Annotated in this window: 16 protein-coding genes and 1 riboswitch; of the genes, 11 read left to right on the top strand and 5 right to left on the bottom strand. The window is 72.9% G+C overall.

Translation table 11 applies throughout. From position 1 onward, the window contains the following. Window positions 1–24: 24 nt before the first annotated feature. Entirely contained in the window at window positions 25–3,201 is a 3,177-nt protein-coding gene (locus ASD48_RS26610; protein WP_282438320.1) for a tetratricopeptide repeat protein, read from the bottom strand. 196 nt (window positions 3,202–3,397) lie between these two features. Here ASD48_RS26610 and ASD48_RS26605 point away from each other — a divergent pair, with 196 nt between their 5' ends. Continuing rightward, window positions 3,398–5,521 (top strand): tetratricopeptide repeat protein, encoded by a 2,124-nt coding sequence (locus ASD48_RS26605; protein ID WP_107104400.1) that lies wholly within the window; start codon window positions 3,398–3,400, stop codon window positions 5,519–5,521. Between the two features lie 12 nt (window positions 5,522–5,533). Here the strand turns inward: ASD48_RS26605 and ASD48_RS26600 are convergent, their stop codons facing one another. From ASD48_RS26600 to ASD48_RS26585, 4 genes are all read right to left on the bottom strand, one after another. After that, a complete protein-coding gene (locus ASD48_RS26600) occupies window positions 5,534–6,028 on the bottom strand; it encodes a hypothetical protein (RefSeq protein ID WP_057604228.1) in 495 nt (164 codons plus the stop codon). Continuing rightward, window positions 6,028–7,251, bottom strand: coding sequence for a hypothetical protein (locus ASD48_RS26595; protein WP_057604227.1), 1,224 nt, complete (start codon window positions 7,249–7,251; stop codon window positions 6,028–6,030). Before ASD48_RS26595 ends, ASD48_RS26600 begins: the two co-directional genes overlap by 1 nt. Before the next feature lie 110 nt (window positions 7,252–7,361). Beyond that, complete coding sequence (locus ASD48_RS26590) at window positions 7,362–7,721, bottom strand: hypothetical protein (protein WP_057604226.1); 360 nt, start codon at window positions 7,719–7,721, stop codon at window positions 7,362–7,364. A gap of 94 nt (window positions 7,722–7,815) precedes the next feature. After that, window positions 7,816–8,466, bottom strand: coding sequence for a TetR family transcriptional regulator (locus tag ASD48_RS26585; RefSeq protein WP_057604225.1), 651 nt, complete (start codon window positions 8,464–8,466; stop codon window positions 7,816–7,818). 57 nt (window positions 8,467–8,523) lie between these two features. On the opposite strand from ASD48_RS26585, the gene ASD48_RS26580 reads away from it, so the two are divergent. From ASD48_RS26580 to ASD48_RS26540, 10 genes are all read left to right on the top strand, one after another. Continuing rightward, window positions 8,524–9,210 carry a class II aldolase/adducin family protein gene (locus ASD48_RS26580; protein ID WP_107104399.1) on the top strand — a complete coding sequence of 229 codons (687 nt, stop codon included), beginning with the start codon at window positions 8,524–8,526 and terminating at the stop codon, window positions 9,208–9,210. Between the two features lie 58 nt (window positions 9,211–9,268). Beyond that, complete coding sequence (locus tag ASD48_RS26575) at window positions 9,269–10,198, top strand: carbohydrate kinase family protein (RefSeq protein WP_057604224.1); 930 nt, start codon at window positions 9,269–9,271, stop codon at window positions 10,196–10,198. Window positions 10,199–10,440: 242 nt separating this feature from the next. Beyond that, a complete protein-coding gene (locus tag ASD48_RS26570) occupies window positions 10,441–10,941 on the top strand; it encodes a DoxX family protein (protein WP_057604373.1) in 501 nt (166 codons plus the stop codon). Between the two features lie 915 nt (window positions 10,942–11,856). Next, the gene (locus ASD48_RS26565; RefSeq protein ID WP_057604223.1) at window positions 11,857–12,753 is read left to right on the top strand and encodes a glutathione S-transferase C-terminal domain-containing protein; all 897 of its coding nucleotides are present in this window, start codon (window positions 11,857–11,859) and stop codon (window positions 12,751–12,753) included. Window positions 12,754–12,819: 66 nt separating this feature from the next. Further along, window positions 12,820–12,939, top strand: a riboswitch (SAM riboswitch). Window positions 12,940–13,335: 396 nt separating this feature from the next. Continuing rightward, complete coding sequence (locus ASD48_RS26560) at window positions 13,336–14,316, top strand: amino acid ABC transporter permease (protein WP_057604222.1); 981 nt, start codon at window positions 13,336–13,338, stop codon at window positions 14,314–14,316. Further along, window positions 14,313–15,116, top strand: a complete 804-nt coding sequence (locus tag ASD48_RS26555) for an amino acid ABC transporter ATP-binding protein (protein WP_057604221.1) — start codon at window positions 14,313–14,315, stop codon at window positions 15,114–15,116. Before ASD48_RS26560 ends, ASD48_RS26555 begins: the two co-directional genes overlap by 4 nt. 98 nt (window positions 15,117–15,214) lie before the next feature. Beyond that, window positions 15,215–16,237, top strand: a complete 1,023-nt coding sequence (locus ASD48_RS26550; protein ID WP_057604220.1) for a transporter substrate-binding domain-containing protein — start codon at window positions 15,215–15,217, stop codon at window positions 16,235–16,237. A 158-nt stretch (window positions 16,238–16,395) separates the two neighbouring features. Beyond that, window positions 16,396–17,145 carry a GNAT family N-acetyltransferase gene (locus ASD48_RS26545; protein WP_057604219.1) on the top strand — a complete coding sequence of 250 codons (750 nt, stop codon included), beginning with the start codon at window positions 16,396–16,398 and terminating at the stop codon, window positions 17,143–17,145. Between the two features lie 11 nt (window positions 17,146–17,156). Beyond that, window positions 17,157–17,288: a putative leader peptide gene (locus ASD48_RS46210; protein WP_348983231.1), complete on the top strand. Its 132-nt coding sequence runs from the start codon at window positions 17,157–17,159 to the stop codon at window positions 17,286–17,288. 127 nt (window positions 17,289–17,415) lie between these two features. After that, window positions 17,416–18,618 (top strand): LLM class flavin-dependent oxidoreductase, encoded by a 1,203-nt coding sequence (locus ASD48_RS26540; protein WP_057604218.1) that lies wholly within the window; start codon window positions 17,416–17,418, stop codon window positions 18,616–18,618. Window positions 18,619–18,621: the final 3 nt, after the last annotated feature.

Raw genomic sequence — 18,621 nt, 5'->3', positions numbered from 1 at the left:
GAACGATATTCACTTGTTGCGCGTTTAATTACTGCCCGGTTCGAATGTGTGTCCCGGTAAGGCGTGCGTCGTCGAGGCGACACCTACCGCCCGCCGTACGTCCGTCAGAACGCTTTCCGTCCGGGCTTTCTCGTCGACGTCGTGGGTACGCTCGGCCAGCGAAAGGGCCGCCTCCAGATCTTCCCCCGCGGAGTCGAGCCGCCCGGCTGCGAAATGCGCCTGACCGAGGTGGCGCAGCGCCCGGATCTCCTGGTGGGCGGCGCCGATCAGGCGGGCGATGTCGAGAGCATCCAGGAAATACCGTACGGCCTTACCGGGATCCCCCGCTTTCCGCTGTGCCTCGCCCAGACCGATCAGCGTGTCGGCCTGACTCTTCCGGTCGCCCAGCGCGCGGAATTCCGCGAGGGTCTCCTGATAAAGGGGGAGAGCTGCGGTGATGTCGCCCGATTCCGTGAGGACATCGGCCAGGCTGCCGCGCACGGTGGCGCGGTCGTAGCGGTTACCGGAATGTTCCAGGAATGTCAGTGCTTCCTCGAAAGACCGGCGCGAGGATTCCAGGTCTCCGCGACGCAGATGCAGATCGCCGATGTTGTTGAGCGTCTTTCCGAGCGCCGCGTGATCGCCCGCCTCGGTGAATCCGCTGAGCGTCTTCTCGAAGTGTTCCAGCGCACGGTCGTACTCCCCGAGAAAGAGGAGGGTGACCGCCATGTTGTTGTGCAGGCGCGCGCGGTCCAGGGAATCGCCGGACACCGCGGTGATCGCGAACGACTTCTGGAAGAGGACGAGCGCCGCCTGATGGTCGCCCACGTGCCAGTTCAGGGTGCCGAGCGTGCGCAGCACCTCGGCCTCCGCCTCCCCGTCCCCCGTCGCACGGGCGATCCGCAGAGCCCGGTCGCCGCTCTCGGCGGCCTCCGGGTAGCGCGCGGTGTGCGCGTGGACGGCGCTGAGGTGCAGCAGGGCACGGCACAGCGCGGCCTGCTCGCCCGTCCGCGTCCAGTGCTCGACGGCGGTCTCCAGGACGGCCTCGGCGTCGAGCCAGTGGCACTCCTCGTCGAGGAAGCCGGCCATGGCGAAGGCGAGTCGGGCGGCCGCCCCGGGGCGGCCCTGGCCGCGCGCCCGGCGTTCGGTGGCCAGCAGGTTCGCGCGCTCGGCGGCCAGCCAGGACCGCGCGGCCACGGCGTCGGGCCAGTCGGGCAGCGCTGCGCCGGGGCCGCGCTCGCGCGGCGGCGCCGGCCTCGTGCGGCGGGGGTACGCGAGACGGTCGGCGCGGTCGGCGGCGTCGACGTGGAAGTCCGTCAGGCGCCGGAGGACGTCGGCGCGCTCCTCGTCGGTGTCGTCGGCGCGGGACCTGGAGTGGCCGTACTCGCGCAGCAGGTCGTGGAACCGGTACCGGTCCGGGGTCGGCTCGTGGAGCAGATGGCACGTCAGCAGCGCTTCCAGCACGCGTTCCGCGGCGGCCGGGCGCAGGTCCAGGGAGGCGGCCGCCGAGTCCACCGTGAAGTCCGGGCCGGAGTGCAGACTGAGCCGGCGGAACGCGGCGCGCTGCTCCGGCGTGAGGGTCCGGTACGTCAGGTCGAAGGCCCGCAGCAACTCCTGCTCGGCATCCCTGATCTCGCCCAGCCGTCCCTCGGCGCGGGTCAGGCGGTCGGCCAGCGTGCCGAGCGTCCAGGCGGGATGGGCGCGGAAGCGGCTCGCGACCAGTTCGATCGCGAGCGGGAGATGGCCGCATAATCGAACGATCGTGGTGATCTCCCGGATGTCCAGGGCGCGTTCCTCGCCCGCGCAGGCGCGGAACAGGGCGATGGCGTCGTCGGTCGGGAGCACGTCGAGCGGGATGTGCCGGGCCTGCGGCAGGCCCGTCAGCCGGCGCCTGCTCGTGACGATGGCCAGGGTGGGCGAGCCGCTCGGCAGCAGCGGGCGGATCTGGTCGGCGCTCACCGCGTCGTCCAGGACGATCACCGCCCGCCGCTCGGCCAGCACGGTCTGCCACAGCGCGGTACGGCCCTCCAGCTCGACCGGGATGGTGTCCGCCGGCGTGCCGAGCAGACGCAGCAGGGTGGCCAGGGCCGCGCCGGGACCCAGCGGTTCGCCGACGGGGGAGTGGCCACGCAGGTCCACATACAGCTGGGCGTCGGGGAACCGCTCGGCCAGCCGGTGCGCGCCGTGCACGGCCAGGCTGGTCTTGCCCACCCCGGCCATGCCGCTGACGGTGCTGACGGACTCCAGGCTGATCACCCGGCCCTGCTCCGCCGCCGCGTCGGCCGCGGCGCTGAGGGCCCGCAGTTCGGCGTGACGGCCGATCAGGGGCGGCTGATGCGGCAGGTTCCTCGGCGGGCGCGGGCGGTCCGGCGGCGGGGCCGCGACCGGGCGGGCCGGGCGGGGCGCGGCCGTGCGGCCCCGGACGAGATCGGCGGCCGGCACCCGGTCGAGGATCCCGCGATGGATGCGGTCCAACTCGGCGCCCGGGCGGGAGCCGTACTGCGTCATCAGCATCCGACGGGTCTCCTGGTGGACCCGCAGCGCGTCGGTGTACCGGGCGCCGCCGTAGTACGCCAGCATCAGCTGACCCGCCAGCGTCTCGTCGCCCGGACACCGGTCGACCAGGGCGGACAGCTCGGCGGTCACCTCCGTGTACCGGCCGAGCCGGAGGGAGGCGGCGATCCGGGAGACGGCCGCGCCCAGCCGCCGCTCCGCCAGCGTCCGGCGGGTGGTCTCGGCCCACAGTCCGGGCAGTCCGGCCAGCGCCTCGCCCCGCCAGATGCCCTCCGCGCGGTCGAGGAGGGCGGCCGTGCGCTCGTCGTCGCCGTCCGCCGAGGCCGCCCCGGCCCGCGCCACGAGCTGCTGGAACCGGTGCCAGTCGACTGCCTCGGGAGCCGCCTCCAGCGTGTAGGTGTGGGCCCGGCCGACGATGCGGGGCGCACTCGCGGACGACGGGCCGGCCAGCCGGAGCCGCCTGCGCAGCCGCGAGACGTAGCTGTGCGCGTTCTCCCGTGCGTGCGGCGGCGGTTCACCGTCCCAGAGCCGGTCCAGGAGCACGCCCAGCGCGACCGGCCGGCCCACGTCCAGTGCCAGCAGGCCCAGCAGGGTCCGCTCCTTGTCCGAACCGAGCTCCACCCGGCGGCCGTTCGCCTGCAGACCCACCGGGCCCAGTACCTGGAATTCCACCAGCGCCTCCCGCTGGTCCGGCCGTTCGACTACCACGGCACCGGGGACGGTCGTGCCATGGAGCGAAGAGCATGACAGGCAGGACAGGGGGTTCCAAGAGGGGCCGGTGCGCTGGCCGAATCGCTTCCCTGCCGGAGCCCCGGCGTCCGTGGCCTGCATCGTCGGAGGCCCGCCGGGGGTAGGACCACCTTGATCGATGTAGCGGGCAACCGGTCGGAGGGGGACGAGCGGTATGAGTGCGGCGCGGGAGGACGACCAGGGGAGAGCGAGCAGCAACAGCATCGCCGGATCGGCCCGGCTCTACGGACCGACCGTCCAGGCCCGTGACATCCACGGCGGCATCCAGGTCCGGACCGCCCCGCCGCAGCCACCTCCGACGCCCCGCCAACTACTGCCGGTACCGGCGCACTTCACCGACCGGCGGGACGAACTGGAGGCCCTGGACCGGCTGCTCACGCGGCATACGGCCGCAGGGTCCCGGCAACCGCTGATCGTGGTCAACGGTCCGGCGGGCATCGGGAAGACCACCCTGGTCTCCCGCTGGCTGCGCCGTCATGAATCGGTCGCCCCCGACGGGCAGTTACACGCCGATCTGCGCGGACACGCGGCGGGCGGACCGGCGGACCCGGGCGAGATCCTCGGCCGGTTCCTGCGTGCGCTCGGCGCCTGGGCCGTCCCCGTCGACCTGGCGGAACAGGCGTCCCTGTGGCGGTCCGTCACCGCGGACCTGCGCATCGCGGTGGTGCTGGACAACGCCTTCTCCGCGGCACAGATCCGGCCGTTGTTGCCGGGCGGGCCCGGCAGCCTCGTCGTCGTGACCAGCAGGCACCGGCTGACCGGGCTGCGGCTGGACGGAGCGGAGTTCCACCGGCTGCGGGCGCTGGGCCCCGCCGCCGGGGTGGAGCTGTTCCTGCGCGGTGTCGGCGAGCGCCGGGTGGCCGGGGAACTGCCCGCGGTCCGCCAGGTCGTGGACCTCTGCGCGGGGCTGCCCCTCGCGGTGTGTCTCGCCTCCGCCCGGCTCGCCGCCCGCCCCCGGCAGCCGGTCGCCGCACTGGCCGACGCGCTCACACCCGACGTCGGCCGCCTGGCCGCGCTGGAAGTCGAAGGGGAGGCGACCGTGCGCAAGGCCCTGGACGCGTCGTACGCGGTGCTGGGAGAAGAGGCCGCCCGGATGTACCGGGCCCTCGGGCTGCTGCCCCTGCCCGAGTTCGACGTCCGGACGGCCGCCGCGGCCTGCGCGGAGCCCCTCGACTGGGCGGAACGCCGGCTGGACGAACTCGTCGAGGCCAACATGCTGGAGGAGGTCGGCCCGGACGCGCTCCGCTTCCACGACCTCGTCCGCCTCCACGCCCGCGACCGCGCGGCCCTGGCCGGCACCGAAGCGGACCGGGAACGTACCCTGCGGCGCGTCGCCGACTGGCACCTGCTGACCGCGACCGAGGCCCAACGCCTCATCACCCCCATCCAGTTCACCCTTCCCCGGACCTACGCGCAGCCCTTCCCGCTGCCCCCGCCCTTCACCGACGACCGGGGCGCCCTCGGCTGGCTGCACGAGCGACGCGGCCACCTCATGGCGATCCTCCGCCTGGCCGTGGAGCGCGGCTGGCACGCCACGGCCTGGCAACTCGTCGACGCCATGTGGCCGTTGTTCCTGCGGCTGCGCCACTACGACCTGTGGATCGAGGCCCACCGCATCGGTCTGGAGGCCGCCCGCCGCGACGGACACCGGGAGGCCGAACGCCAGATGCTCAACTCCGGTGCCATCGGGCTGAGCGCCGCCCGACGGCTGGACGAGGCCGTGGAGTGGTACACGGCCGCCCTGTACGCGGCGCGCGACGGGGAGGACCCCCGCGACGAGGGCCAGGCCCTGCTCGGCCTCGGCAACTGCCACTTCGAGGCGGGCCGGTTCGCCGAGGCCGTGTCGTGGCTGAACGGCGCGGTGGCGACCTGGCAGGAGTGCGGCTATCCGCGCGGGGTGGCGCTCGCCCGGATCACGCTCGGCGAGGTCGCTCTCGCCGAACACGACCCCGAGCGGGCCGTCACCTGCTTCGCCCGGGCCCGGCAGGGACTCGTGGAGGCGGCCGACCCGCACGACACGGCCCGGGCCCTCGCCTTCCTCGGCCGGGCCCGTGCCCGGACCGGCGACCACGCCCTGGGCATCGCCCACCTGAGCGAGGCGCTCGCGGTGTTCACCGCCTCCGGCGCCGTCCACTGGCAGGCCCGCACCCTGGAGATGCTCGGCGACACCGCACGGGAACGGGGCGAGGACACGGCCGGCGAGGAGTTCCACGCCCGCGCCCTCGCCCTGTACGAGACCACCAGCCCGGCGGACGCCCGCCGGCTCCGGCGCGCATAGGCGCCGCCGGGCTCACCCGCCGTGCACCACGCGGATGTCCTGGATGTCCCGCAGGGCGCGTCCCGCCACCAGCCAGGCGTGCAGACAGGACGCCAGCAGGGGCTGGTCCGGGGGAACCCGGTGCGCCAGGGGAAGGACCGTGCGGCTCGTCCCGTCGATGACCGCCCAGCCGCCCCCGGTCAGCGGTGCCGCGGCCAGCAGGCACCCCGGATGGGCGGCCGTGAGGTCGCCCAGGCGGCGCACCGCGTCGGCGTACGGGCGCGGGAACCGTTCGTGCAGCACATCGGCGCAGACCGGCCACCGGATCCCGGGGCACGGCCCTGCCTCCGCGGCGACGTGTTCGTCCGCGCCGGGCGCCCCGCCGGGCGCCAGGAGGCCGACCCGGGCCAGCACGTCGTGGTCGCCCGCGGCCGAGCGGACGCGGAGCGACAGGTCCGCCGCCGGGACGCCGCGCGGGCCCCGGGGGTGCGGCGACGACGCCCGCAGCCGCACGGAGACGTAGCGCATCACGCCGGCACCTCCCGCCGCCCGCGCGCCCAGGTGTCCAGCGGGGGCGGCTCCGGCAGCGGGACCGTCACCGGCTCGTGGGCGGGCCGGCCGAGCCCCAGCACGCGGTACATGAGCCGCCGCATGTTGCGGTTGAAACGGCCGGGCTCCGAGGTGATGCGCGAGGCGATCGCCGCGTACTCCTCCCGGCGGTACTCGGCCGCCGTGTACCTGAGCTGGCCGACGAGCGGGTGGGCGGGCGAGAGCGCCGGCGCGGTCACCGCGAGGGTGGCGGCCGGCGAGGCGGGGTTGATCTCCCGGTCCGGTGACCCGGCCAGCAGGATCGGCGCGCCGGTGAGCGTGCCGTACAGCGTCACCGAACCGTGGTCGCCGATGATCCAGTCCGCGGCGATCAGGACACTGCGCCAGTCCGCCTCCGGCGGCACGAGGGCGGTACCGGACCCGGCGCAGCGCGCCAGCCAGGCCCTGACCTGCCAGGAACCGTGCCCCGACCACACGTTGGGGTGGACCAGGATGACGGACCGGAACCGCCTCGCGGGCAGTTCGGCGGCCAGCCGGGGCAGCAGCGCCTCGAACCGGCCGAAGGACGAGCGGGCGCCCCAGGTCGAGACGACCACCACCAGTTTCTCGCCGTCCGCGAGGCCGAGGGCCCGGCGGTAGCGGGCGCGCAACGGCAGGCTCGCCGCGATCCGGTCGTGCACCGGATCGCCGACCACATGGGTGAGCGGGAGCACCTCCGGGCAGTGCCGTTCCAGGTCGGCCAGTTCGGCGTGGTGGGGCACCGCGACGGCGGCGGGCAGCCGGCCGCCGGGGACGAGATCCTGTCGGCGCAGCCCCGCCACACCCGGCTGCCGCACCGAGACCAGCCGCTTGAGGTATCCGGCCCCGTGCGACATCGCGATCACCGGCCCGGAGATCTTCTCGACGCCCCGCGGACCGGCGGCGAGAGCCAGGTCGAACCGCATCCGCACCGCCTCGTCCCACGGCAGCACCGCGCCTCCCAGACCCTCGAGGTAGCGCGGGACCTCGTCACCGAAGACGTGCGGCGGCGCGGTGAACACCACCTGCACCCTGAAGTCGGCCTCCAGCAGCGACAGGACCTCGACCAGCCGTTTTCCGTAGGTCAGGGTGTGCACCACGACCAGCACCAGCTTGCGTTCGACGAGCGTCAGCCACTCACGCTCCTCGACCGACGGATCCGTACTCCTGCGCAACGCCGACATCGAGACCCCCGTCGTCCGTGCGGGACCGGCTCGGCCCCGTCTGCCGGGCGTTTGCCCCTCCCGATGGACGGAAGGCCTGCCGGGACCTTGCGGAATCCTTGCAGCGGGCGTCACGAGAACACGTGCACGACCTCGATCTCGCCCACGAGATGGGCGTTGAACTCGTCCAGCTCCTCGGCCGGCACCCACAGTTCGAGGATCGTGCGGCCGCCCGCCTGACGGACCGGATACCGGCGCAGGAACGCGGAGTCGACCTCGAACCGGGTGACATAGCCGGCCCCGTCGTGCTTGACGTTCCAGTCCCGGGCGATCCTGATGGCGTAGTCCTCGTCGAGGACCGGGTAGAAGATCGGCTGCTCGGGCAGCCGGGGAGGCCAGGCCCGCCGGCCGAGCTCACGGACCAGCTCCAGTTCCCTGGGGCCGGTGGGACGCCACAGGGTCGTGGTGGCTCGGGGGTGTCGCCTGGTCATGGGATGCGCTCTCCGGGTGCGGCGACCGCCGGCGCGGTCGGTTACGGACGCCGACGCTACCGGGCGGCGCACGGCGGCGGCCAGGGACTTTCGGCTACCGCCGCCCGTAGCGCGCGACGACCTCGGCGAGATAGCAGCGCAGCATCGCCTTCGCCTCGTCGAGGAGGTCGGTGTCGCCCTCCGGGGCTCGCCGGAAGGCCTCCTGGGCGAGGGCGTCGGCGGCGAGGATCGCCGCGTGGCAGGCCCGCGCGAGCGCTTCGTCGTCGGAGGCGACGCCCAGCGCGAGCAGCACCCGGCGGACGCCGTCGGCCATGCGCCGCTTGTGCTCACGGTCCGCGGCCCGGGTCCGCTCGGTCAGCCCGCTGCCGAACCACAGGGCACGGAAACCGTGTTCGGTCCGGTAGACCCGGGCGAAGGTGTCGATGAGCACGCCCACGGGGTCGTCCCACCGCTCCCGCGCCGCCGTCCGGACCAGCTCGTCCATGACGTCTTCGAGGCGCGCGAAGTAACCCGTGGCGAGGGCGTCGATGATCGCGTCACGGTCGGGGAGGTACTGGTACAGCGAGCCGACCGACACCTTCGCCTCGGCCGCGACCCGCGTCGTGGTGAGCGCCTCCACGCCGTCGCCGACGAGGATGCGCTCGGCGGCCTCCAGCAGCAGGGCCAGACGGGCCTTGCTGCGCGCCTGGCGGGGCGTGCGGCGCAGGGGGACGCCACCGCCCGGACCCGTGGTCGCCTGGACCAAGGACTGCCTCCAAATCTGAACGTGACTTTGTTTCACGTTTACGCTACCTTCGCGGCCATGACCGCCTCAAGCTCGGCGCTGAGACAGGAGCGGGCCGCCGTCGCGGACGTCTGCCGGCGCCTGGGGGCCGAAGGCCTCCTCATCGGCACGGCCGGCAATGTGAGCGTACGCGTCGAGGACCGGGTCGCGGTCACCGCGACCGGGGCGGTCCTCGCCGAACTCACCCCGGACCAGGTGACCGTGGTCGACCTCGACGGCGAGGTGGTGGCCGGAAAACTGCGGCCGACCTCGGAACTGGAGCTGCACCTCGGGGTCTACCGCCGCTACGGAACCGGAGCGGTCGTCCACACCCACGCTCCTATGGCCACGGCGGTCTCCTGCGTCCTCGACGAACTGCCTTGCATCCACTACCAGTTGCTCGCCCTCGGCGGCACGGTACGGGTCGCGCCCTACGCGACCTTCGGCACCCCCGAACTCGCCGAGTCGGTACTCGCCGCGCTCGACGGCCGCGGCGCCGCCCTGCTGGCGAACCACGGCGCCGTCACCCACGGGACGACTCTCGACAAGGCCGTCGAGAACGCGCTGCTGCTCGAATGGGCCTGCGGCGTCTACCAGCGCGCGGCCTCCATGGGCCGGCCCCGCTTCCTCGACGAGCAGCAGCAACTCGCGGTGATCGAGGCCGCGATCGCCCGCGACTACGGAACCACCCACCCCGTACCACCCGCGCAGGAACAGAGCCGATGAAGCCGACGAGGGCGATGAAGCCGACGAGGCCGATGGAGCCGATGAAGGGGGATGGCCGATGAAGATCTTCACCATGGGCGTGCACGTCCTGGACGTGCTGGTACGGCCGGTCCAGGAGATACCCGAGGGCCAGGGCGCGACACTGGTCGACGACATCCGGATGACCGCCGCCGGAACCGCGGGCGGCACCGCGCTCACCCTCGCCAAGCTGGGCGCGCAGGTGCGCACGGCCGGCGCCATCGGCTCCGACCCGGCCGGGGACCTGCTGGTGGGCCTGCTGGACCGGGCGGGCATCGACACCGGGTTCCTCGTCCGCCGCACCGACACCGCCACCTCCGCGAGCGTGCTGCCGATCCGGCCCAACGGTGACCGCCCCTCGCTGCACCTGCTCGGCGCCAACATCACCTACGGCCTCGACGACGTCCCCTGGGACGCCCTCGCCGAGGCCGACCATCTGCACCTGGGCGGACCGGAGTTGATCGGCGTCGAGGTCGCCACACGCATCCTGAAGCACGCCAGGGAACACGGCGTCGTCACCTCCGTGGACCTGCTCGCCCCCGGTGTCCTCGGCAGCTTCGACCAGATCGAGGCGGCCCTGCCGTACATCGACCATCTGCTGCCCAACGAGGACCAGGTCCTCGGCTTCACCGGCGAGAGCGACCTGCTGACGGGCGCGCGCAAGCTCCTCGGCGCAGGTGCGGCGGTCGTCGCCGTCACGCGCGGCGGTGACGGCGCGCTCGTGGTGACCGCGGACGGCGCGGAACCGGTCCCCGCCTTCGTGGTCGACGTCGTCGACACCACCGGATGCGGCGACGCGTTCTCGGCCGGCTATCTGCGCGGCGTGAGCCTCGGCCGTACGCCGAGCGACGCCGCCGTCCTCGGCAGCGCCGCCGCCGCCCTCGTCGCGCAGGGGCTCGGCAGCGACCACGGAGACTTCGACCTCACCGCCGCCGACGCCTTCGCCGCGACGGCCAAGTCCCGCACCTGAGAGGGAGAGGGGGAGGGGAGGGAGAGGGAGAGGGCGGTCCGCCGGTAGGCGGCAGAGGTGGGGGACGGACCTCGCTTTCATGTTCACCGGAGCCCCACTGGTGGTACGCCACGAGCAGGCGGGCGCGGGCCACCACACCGCGTCGGCCGTACCGCTCTCGCCCGCCACCCGCACGCGCCCGCCTTCGTCGAGGAGTGCGCGCCGGGTGTGCGGGCACTCCCGACGGACAAGGGGACATGGCGATGAGTGAGGCTTCGGACACCGCACTGCTGCTCGTACGGGTCGTGCTCGGTGCGGTGATGCTGGCGCACGGCTGGAACCACTGGCGCGGCGGAGGCGGCATATCCGGTACCGCCGGCTGGTTCGGCGGGCTCGGACTCACCCGCCCGAGACTCCAGGCATGGCTCAGCGTCCTCACCGAACTCGGCGCGGGCGTGCTTCTGTTGGCGGGCTTCCTGACCTCACTGGCCTGCGCGGCGGTGCTGTCCGTGATGCTGGTGGCGGGCCTGCTCGCACACCGTCGCAACGGCTTCTTCGTGTTCAAGGACGGCTACGAGTACGTCCTCGTCCTGGGCGTCCTCGCGGTGGCGCTGGGGGCGTGGGGGCCGGGGGAGTACGCGGTGGACCAGGCCGCGGACATCGGGGTGACCGGATGGGCGGGCGCCGGTGTCGTGCTCGGGGTGGGTGTCGTCGCGACGGCCGGGCTGCTCGCGGTGTTCTGGCGCCCCCGGCAGGAGAGTTGAAGCAGCGACCGTGCGCGCCTGCTTCATCGGAGTGGGGGCGGCCAGGAAGCGCGCCGTTGGCCCGCCGGATCGCCGAGGCGGGCCCATGGTCCCGGCACCGCGGCTCCGGTCCGGGCACGCGTGACGGAGGCGTTCGGCGCGGTCGTGGGCAGACGGTACGGGGGCACCGAGCTGATCCCGCAGGGCAGACCCCGCACGGGGTCCGTGACCCACCTGCGCTACCGGGTCGTCTGAACGACCGCGGCGCGCAGCCCGGAGCCCGGAGGCCGGAGGCGATCGGGCGGAAGCCACTCGGCCCGCACGCCGTCAGGCCGCTCGTGGGCAGACGGTACGGGGGCACCGCCGTCTCACCCTCTCGCTGCTCGCGGCGCCTCCGGCGGGACGCGTCACCCAAGGGGTGAGCCGTCGGCCGTTCAGACGCCCGGGGCGCCGCCCGCCTCCGGCCGAGCGTCCCGGGCCGCGCACCCGCTCCCGCTCCCCGGGGGCTCCCCGGGGCCGCCCCGGGGAGCCCCCGGTACTCACCTGGTGGACGCCCCCTTGACGGAGGCTCGAGGCGGATCGACACTCGATCCGGGAATCCTAGTGAACGGGTAGGGAAACAATGGGGCGACTGGAGCCGACCACCGGCCGAGCGGGCCGCACGGCGTGGTCGTCACCCCTTCTCACCTCCCGCCGTCACATCGACCTGAAGCGCGTCTGCAGCGCCATCAGGTTCCGGGACTGAGCCGGGCCCGTCCCCGCGCCGAACCGCACCGGCGGTGTCCCGCGGACGCGGCCGCACCCGGCACGTGCGGACGAGGTCCGCGAGGTACGTACCTCCGTGCCTCCCGTACCTCCGTACCTCCCGCACCTCCCTCTTCGACGTCGCATCCGCCGCGCGCACGTCCCTCGTGCGTCCCGCCCCCGGGGAGAGTCATGTCCTTCACACCACTGGCCGCCCACCCGTCCACCCGGCCCACCGCCGCCTTCCGGGGCCGGATCGGCCGGGACGCGCGCAGCGGCCACTACGCGGTGCCGCGCCGCTACCGCCTCCATCTGGCGGCGGCCGACCCCGACTGTCTGCGCATCGCCGTCACCCACAGCCTCCTCGGCCTGGACAAGGCCTGCCCGGTCACCTTCCTGCCCGCCGTCCCGGACTGCCCCGACGGAGGTCACTCGGCGCTGCGTCCGCTGTACGACGCCAGCGCGCACCGGTACACCGGCCCCGCCCTCGCGCCCGTGCTCAGCGACGACTGGTCCGGGCGCATCGTGAGCAGCCACGGCCCCGACATCGCCCGGGACCTGGCCCGGCACTTCGGCGGCGGCCGGCCCACCCTGTACCCGTGCGGCGCGGAGTCGCAGATCGAGGCCGTGGAGCGGATGTGCGCCCAGGGCATCGAGGAGGCCGCCCAGCGCGCCGGAGCGGCCGACGCCGAGGAGGCGGAGCGCACCGCCGCCCTCGACACGTTGCTCACCACACTCGGGGTGCTGGAGCGAGGGCTCGGTGCCCACGAGCACCTGATCAGCGATCAGATCACGGCAGCAGACGTCGAGTTGTGGGTCGCCCTGGTCCAACTCGACACCGTGCACCGCTACCACCTGGACGCGGCCGCCGTGCACCGCATCGCCGACCACCCCGCGCTGTGGGCCTACGCCCGTCGGCTGGCCGCCCGCCCGGCCTTCGGCGCCCACCTCGACCTGGACGCCATCGCCCGCCGTCACCACGCCCGTTGCCAGGGCCTGGAGGCCGCCGGCGCCGCCGTCCAGATCCTGGACTGGGAGACCCACGCGGAAGCCGGTTCGGTGGTCCGACCGCAGGTCAACCGGCCCTGAACCGGTCCACCCACCGGACAACCGTTGACATTCGTTCGGGCAACTGTCTTACTTACGGCCCAGAACGGTCATGAGCGTCAGCGACAAGCCCTGGCTAGCTGACCGGCAACCCTCGCTCCGCGGTGGGGTGCCCCAGGTGACGACCGGACCGACGTTTCGGTAATGACGTATCGGTAAGCGCGAGGGCCCCTCGGGGGCCGGAACAGTGATGGTGACGGACATGTACGCAGCTCATCGGACGGCGCCCCGTCGCCCCCGGGGCTGCGTACGGCCGTACCTCGACATCCTCGTCGCCAACCGCGCCGTCGACCTCCTGCGCGTGAACAGCGCACTGTGTACCGCACCGGGCCGTGCCCGCTGTCGGGGCTGAACGAACCCCTCGCACCGCAGCCCCGCCTCCGCGTTCCTGACGAACACCGCCCGAGCGGTGTGCCGTTGTCCGCCCCACCCCGGTCTCCTGTACGCATCCGTGCGCCATGCCCTGTTCGCGCCCGCGGAGCGGTCCCCGCCGCCCCGCACAAGCGCGTCCGGCCACGCACGTCCGCCGTGACCCGGGGTGTCCGACTCCCGCCGGAGCCCCTCATGAGTGAACCCCCAGGCGCCGTGACCCTCGCCGAACCCGCACCCGCCCTCGACGTCCCGTCGGAGAAGCTCACCGCCCAGCGCGTCCAGCCGCTGCGCAAGCCCGGCCGCTGGATCGCCACCGCCGTGGCCCTGGTCCTGGTGGCGCAGTTCACGCACGGACTGATCTCCAACCCCTTCTACCAGTGGGACCGCTTCGGCTACTGGTTCCTGCGGCCGGTCATCCTCGACGGACTGCTGATCACCCTGGAAGTGGCCGCCTACAGCGCGGTGCTGGGCCTGCTGGGCGGCATCCTGCTCGCCCTCGCCCGGCTCTCGAAGAGCCCGGTGCTGCGCGCGGTCAGCTGGATCTACGTGTGGGCGCTGCGCTCCATCCCGCTGATCGTGGTGCTGCTCTTCCTCTACAACTTCAGCGCCCTGTACCAGACTTTGAGTGTCGGGGTGCCCTTCGGCCCGGCGTTCTTCCGCTTCGACGAGTCCCGGCTGGCCACCGACATGGTGATCGCCGTCGTCGGCCTCAGTCTCAACGAGGCGGCCTACGCCGCCGAAGTGGTCCGCGGCGGCATCCTCTCCGTCGACCAGGGCCAGCACGAGGCGGCCGCCGCGCTCGGCCTGCCCAAGCGCTACCAGTTCTGGAAGATCGTCTTCCCGCAGGCCTTGCGATCGATCACACCGAACTACGTCAACCAGCTGATCGGCCTGGTCAAGTCCACCTCACTGGTCTTCTACGTGTCCCTGCTCGACCTGTTCGGCACCGCGCAGACCATGGGGGCCACCTACCCCGGCGACATCGTGCCGCTGCTGCTGGTCGTCACCGTCTGGTACCTGATCCTGACCAGCCTCGTCTCCGTCGTCCAGTTCTACGTCGAGCGGTACTACGCCCGGGGCGCCACGCGGTCCCTGCCGCCGACGCCGCTTCAGAAACTGCGGACCGGTCTCACCGACCTGCGGGCCCGCATCCGCCGGGAGGCCGCCGTATGACCACCGAGACCGTGCAGAGCACCGGCACCGCCGGGATCGTGCCCGCCGCCGTCGAGGTGCACGACGTGCACAAGTGGTACGGCGCCCACCGGGTCCTGGACGGTGTGAGCCTGACCGTGCGGCCCGGCGAGGTCACCGTGATCCTCGGCCCGTCCGGCTCCGGCAAGTCCACCCTGCTGCGGGTCGTCAACCACCTGGAGAAGCCCGAGATCGGCTATGTCAGCATCAACGGCGAGCTGATCGGCGTCCGCCGCAACGGCGACCGGCTGCGCGAGCTGAGCGAAAGGGCCATCCTGGCCCAGCGCGGCCGGATCGGCTTCGTCTTCCAGAACTTCAACCTCTTCCCGCACCTGACCGTCCTCGACAACGTCGCCGCCGCGCCGGTCGCCACCGGGCGGCTCGCCAAGCCCGCGGCCCTGGAACTGGCCCGGGAACTCCTGGACCGGGTGGGCCTCGCCGACAAGGCCGGCGCCTATCCCCGGCAGCTGTCCGGCGGCCAGCAGCAGCGTGTAGCCATCGCCCGCGCCCTCGCGCTGCGCCCCGGCGTCATCCTCTTCGACGAGCCCACCTCCGCCCTCGACCCCGAGCTCGTGGGCGAGGTCCTCGCCGTCATCAAGGACCTGGCGACCAGCGGCACCACCCTCGTCATCGTCACCCACGAGGTCGGCTTCGCCCGCGAGGTCGCCGACCGGGTCGTCTTCATCGACGACGGGAAGATCGTCGAGCAGGGCCCGCCGGGGGAGGTCCTCGAAAATCCGCGGCACGAGCGGACCCGGGACTTCCTCAGCAAGGTGCTCTGACACCGAAGAGCCCCACCCTCCCCCCCCACAGCTCCACCACGCCACCTCCCCCCCGCCACCACCCTCTCGCCCAGTCACACCAGTCACAAAGGACGCCCATGTCTGCCCACTTCACCCGACGCAGCCTGATTCGCGGCATCACCGTGGCGACCGCGGTCGCCACCCTCGCCACCGGGCTCGCCGCCTGCGGTGGTGACAGCGAGGCCGCCACCACGACCGGCAGCGCGGCCGGCAGCGTGACCATCGGCCGGGTGTCCAACGGCGCCGCCGAGGAGACCGCCCTGAAGGTCTCCGAGGTCAAGTCCATCAGCGCCGAACTGCCCGACGCGATCAAGAAGAGCGGCAAGCTGAACATCGGTATCGGCGCCCTGCCCTCCGGCTTCGCCCCGCTCGCCTACGTCGGTGACGACCAGAAGACCCTCACCGGCGCCGAGCCCGACCTCGGCCGTCTGGTGGCCGCGGTCCTCGGACTGAAGTCGGAGACGAAGAACTTCACCTGGGAGAACCTCTTCGTCGGCATCGACAGCGGCAAGGTCGACGTCGGCTTCTCGAACATCACCGACACCGAGGAGCGCAAGAAGAAGTACGAGTTCGCCTCCTACCGCCAGGACAACCTCGGCTGGGAGGTCAAGAAGTCCAGCACGTGGAACTTCGACGGCGACTACGAGAACCTCGCCGGTCTGACCGTCACCGTCGGCTCCGGCACCAACCAGGAGAAGATCCTCCTGGAGTGGAAGAAGAAGCTGGAGTCCGAGGGCAAGAAGCTCACCGTCAAGTACTACCCGGACCGCAACGGCATCTACCTGGCGCTCGCCAGCGGCAAGATCGACGCGTTCTTCGGACCCAACCCCGGCATCGCCTACAACGTCTCGCAGACGGCGGGCAAGGCCAACGCCACCCGCAACGCGGGCACCTTCTCCGGCGCCGGTGAGTCGCTCCAGGGCCTGATCGCCGCCACCGCCAAGAAGGACAGCGGTCTCGCCAAGCCGGTCGCGGACGCCATCAACTACCTGATCGAGCACGGTCAGTACGCCAAGTGGCTGGCGGCCTACAACCTCTCCAACGAGGCCGTCGCCAAGTCCGAGATCAACCCGCCCGGTCTGCCGCTGGACAATTCCTGACTGTTCGTCACCACCGCGCTGACGCATACAGGTTGAGTCAGGCACGACAGCAACGACAGCAACGACAGGTACGACAGGTACGACAGGTACGACAGGCACGACAGCAACGACAGGTACGACAGGCACGACAGCAACGACTGGAAGGGAACTGCGCCTCCGTGACCACCCCGATCGACCTCCGCGGAGGCGGAGCTCCGGCCGACATCCACCCGCACCCCCTCGACAACGCCGTGTGGGCCGCGCTCGGCGGCCCGCACGCCCACCTCGCCGACCGCGTCGGCCGTGCCGCCCGCTACCCGGCCGACGTCTACGACTTCGCCGCCCTCGCCGACCCCGGGGACCCCGCCGCGTGGGCCGACCTTCTCACCCTCGTCGGCCCCGGAACCGCCGTACGCGTCAAGCCCGTTCCACGGGTTCCCGACGGCTGGGAGGTCGTCGGCGCGGGAGAGGGCGTCCAGCTCGCCGCCACCGAGGCGTTCCGCACCGAACCGGCGCCCGAAGCCGTACGCCTCGGCCCCGACGACGTGCCGGACATCCTCGACCTCGTCGCCCGCACCCGTCCCGGCCCCTTTCTCCGACGGACCATCGCCCTCGGCGCCTACCTCGGCATCCGGCACCACGGACGCCTGATCGCCATGGCCGGCGAACGCCTGCGGCTGCCCGGCTGGACCGAGATCAGCGCCGTCTGCACCGACCCCGGCCACCGTGGCAACGGCCTTGCCACCCGGCTGATCCGCGCGGTGGGCGACGGCATCCGCGAGCGCGGCGACACCCCGTTCCTGCACGCCGCCGCGGGCAACGCCCCGGCGATCCGCCTCTACGAGTCCCTCGGCTTCACCCTGCGCCGCCGCTCGACCATCGTCTCGGTGCGCACACCGGGAACATCCGTCGGATTCACGGCGTTCTGACTGATGACGAGATGTGTGAGGCGCCGCGCGGCGCCAGGAACGAGGGAGGTGCGGACGTGACCCACATACGCCACGCCGTACACCTCCACTCCCGGCCCCACATCGACCTTCAGCGCGTGGCCGGCGCGCTCTGTTGCTCCTGACCCCTCCCTCCCCCCGGCCTCAGGCCGGGGGGACCCCCGGCTCGACGCGCTCGCACCTCGCCGCGTGCCCGCGCCGTCTCCGCGCGCAGGCCGGCGCTCTCGTACGGACCTCCAGGAAGGCACCCTCGTGTCCTCGACCCCCTCCTCCCCGCTGCATCTCGCCGTCGCTCTGGACGGCACCGGCTGGCACCCCGCCTCCTGGCGCGAGCCCGTCGCCCGACCCCGCGAGCTGTTCACCGCCGGATACTGGGCCGATCTGGTCGCCGAGGCCGAGCGCGGACTGCTCGACTTCGTGACGATCGAGGACGGCCTCGGCCCGCAGTCCTCCCACTTCCTCGACCCGGACGACCGCACCGACCAGGTGCGCGGCCGGCTCGACGCCGTTCTCGTCGCCTCCCGAGTCGCCCCGCTCACCCGTCACATAGGCCTGGTGCCGACCGTGGTGGCCACCCACACCGAGCCCTTCCACCTGTCCAAGGCGATCGCCACCCTCGACTACGTGAGCACCGGCCGTGCCGGCCTGCGCGTGCAGATCACCGCCCGCCCCTCCGAGGCCGCCCACTTCGGCCGGCGCACGATCCCCCGGATCGAGGCCTACGACGCCCCGGCCACCCAGGAGTTGGTGACCGACCTGTTCGACGAGGCCGCCGACTACGTCGAGGTCGTGCGCCGCCTGTGGGACAGCTGGGAGGACGACGCGGAGATCCGCGACGTGGCCACGGGCCGTTTCGTCGACCGCGACAAGCTCCACTACATCGACTTCGAGGGCCGCCACTTCAGCGTCAAGGGGCCGTCCATCACCCCGCGCCCGCCGCAGGGCCAGCCGCTGGTCACCGCCCTCGCGCACGACACGGTCCCCTACCGGCTGGTGGCCCGCGCCACCGACGTCGGGTACGTCACCCCGCACGACACCGGCCAGGCCCGTGCGATCGTCGCCGAGATCCGAGCCGAACAGGAGCGGGCCGGACGGGCCGCCGAGCCGCTGCACGTCTTCGCGGACCTGGTGGTCTTCCTCGACGACGACCCGGCCGCGGCTGCCGCCCGGCGCGACCGCCTCGACGCCCTCGCCGGTGAGGAGTACCGCAGCGACGCCCGTGTGTTCGCCGGCTCTCCCGCCCAACTCGCCGATCTGCTGCAGGACTTCCAGGCGGCCGGACTGACCGGGTTCCGGCTTCGCCCGGCCGTCGCCGGCCACGACCTCCCGGCCGTCACCCGGGGGCTCGTCCCCGAACTCCAGCGCCGCGGCGCCTTCCGCCGTGCCTACGAGGCCGACACCCTGCGCGGGCTGCTCGGCCTGCCCCGCCCCGCCAACCGCTACGCCGCAGTCTGAGCC

Source organism: Streptomyces sp. Root1310, from assembly GCF_001426425.1.
GTDB lineage: Bacteria > Actinomycetota > Actinomycetes > Streptomycetales > Streptomycetaceae > Streptomyces.
The sequence above is the reverse complement of the archived record's forward strand: the minus strand, read 5'-3'. Positions and strand labels throughout refer to the sequence as shown.

Excerpts from the sequence above, each read along its gene's own strand:
- ASD48_RS46210 (WP_348983231.1), top strand. The coding sequence starts at position 17,157 with ATGTGTGAGGCGCCGCGCGGCGCCAGGAACGAGGGAGGTGCGGACGTG.
- ASD48_RS26550 (WP_057604220.1), top strand. The coding sequence starts at position 15,215 with ATGTCTGCCCACTTCACCCGACGCAGCCTGATTCGCGGCATCACCGTG.
- ASD48_RS26555 (WP_057604221.1), top strand. The coding sequence starts at position 14,313 with ATGACCACCGAGACCGTGCAGAGCACCGGCACCGCCGGGATCGTGCCC.
- ASD48_RS26565 (WP_057604223.1), top strand. The coding sequence starts at position 11,857 with ATGTCCTTCACACCACTGGCCGCCCACCCGTCCACCCGGCCCACCGCC.
- ASD48_RS26595 (WP_057604227.1), bottom strand. The coding sequence starts at position 7,251 with ATGTCGGCGTTGCGCAGGAGTACGGATCCGTCGGTCGAGGAGCGTGAG.
- ASD48_RS26560 (WP_057604222.1), top strand. The coding sequence starts at position 13,336 with ATGAGTGAACCCCCAGGCGCCGTGACCCTCGCCGAACCCGCACCCGCC.
- ASD48_RS26575 (WP_057604224.1), top strand. The coding sequence starts at position 9,269 with ATGAAGATCTTCACCATGGGCGTGCACGTCCTGGACGTGCTGGTACGG.
- ASD48_RS26580 (WP_107104399.1), top strand. The coding sequence starts at position 8,524 with ATGACCGCCTCAAGCTCGGCGCTGAGACAGGAGCGGGCCGCCGTCGCG.
- ASD48_RS26590 (WP_057604226.1), bottom strand. The coding sequence starts at position 7,721 with ATGACCAGGCGACACCCCCGAGCCACCACGACCCTGTGGCGTCCCACC.
- ASD48_RS26570 (WP_057604373.1), top strand. The coding sequence starts at position 10,441 with ATGAGTGAGGCTTCGGACACCGCACTGCTGCTCGTACGGGTCGTGCTC.
- ASD48_RS26600 (WP_057604228.1), bottom strand. The coding sequence starts at position 6,028 with ATGCGCTACGTCTCCGTGCGGCTGCGGGCGTCGTCGCCGCACCCCCGG.
- ASD48_RS26605 (WP_107104400.1), top strand. The coding sequence starts at position 3,398 with ATGAGTGCGGCGCGGGAGGACGACCAGGGGAGAGCGAGCAGCAACAGC.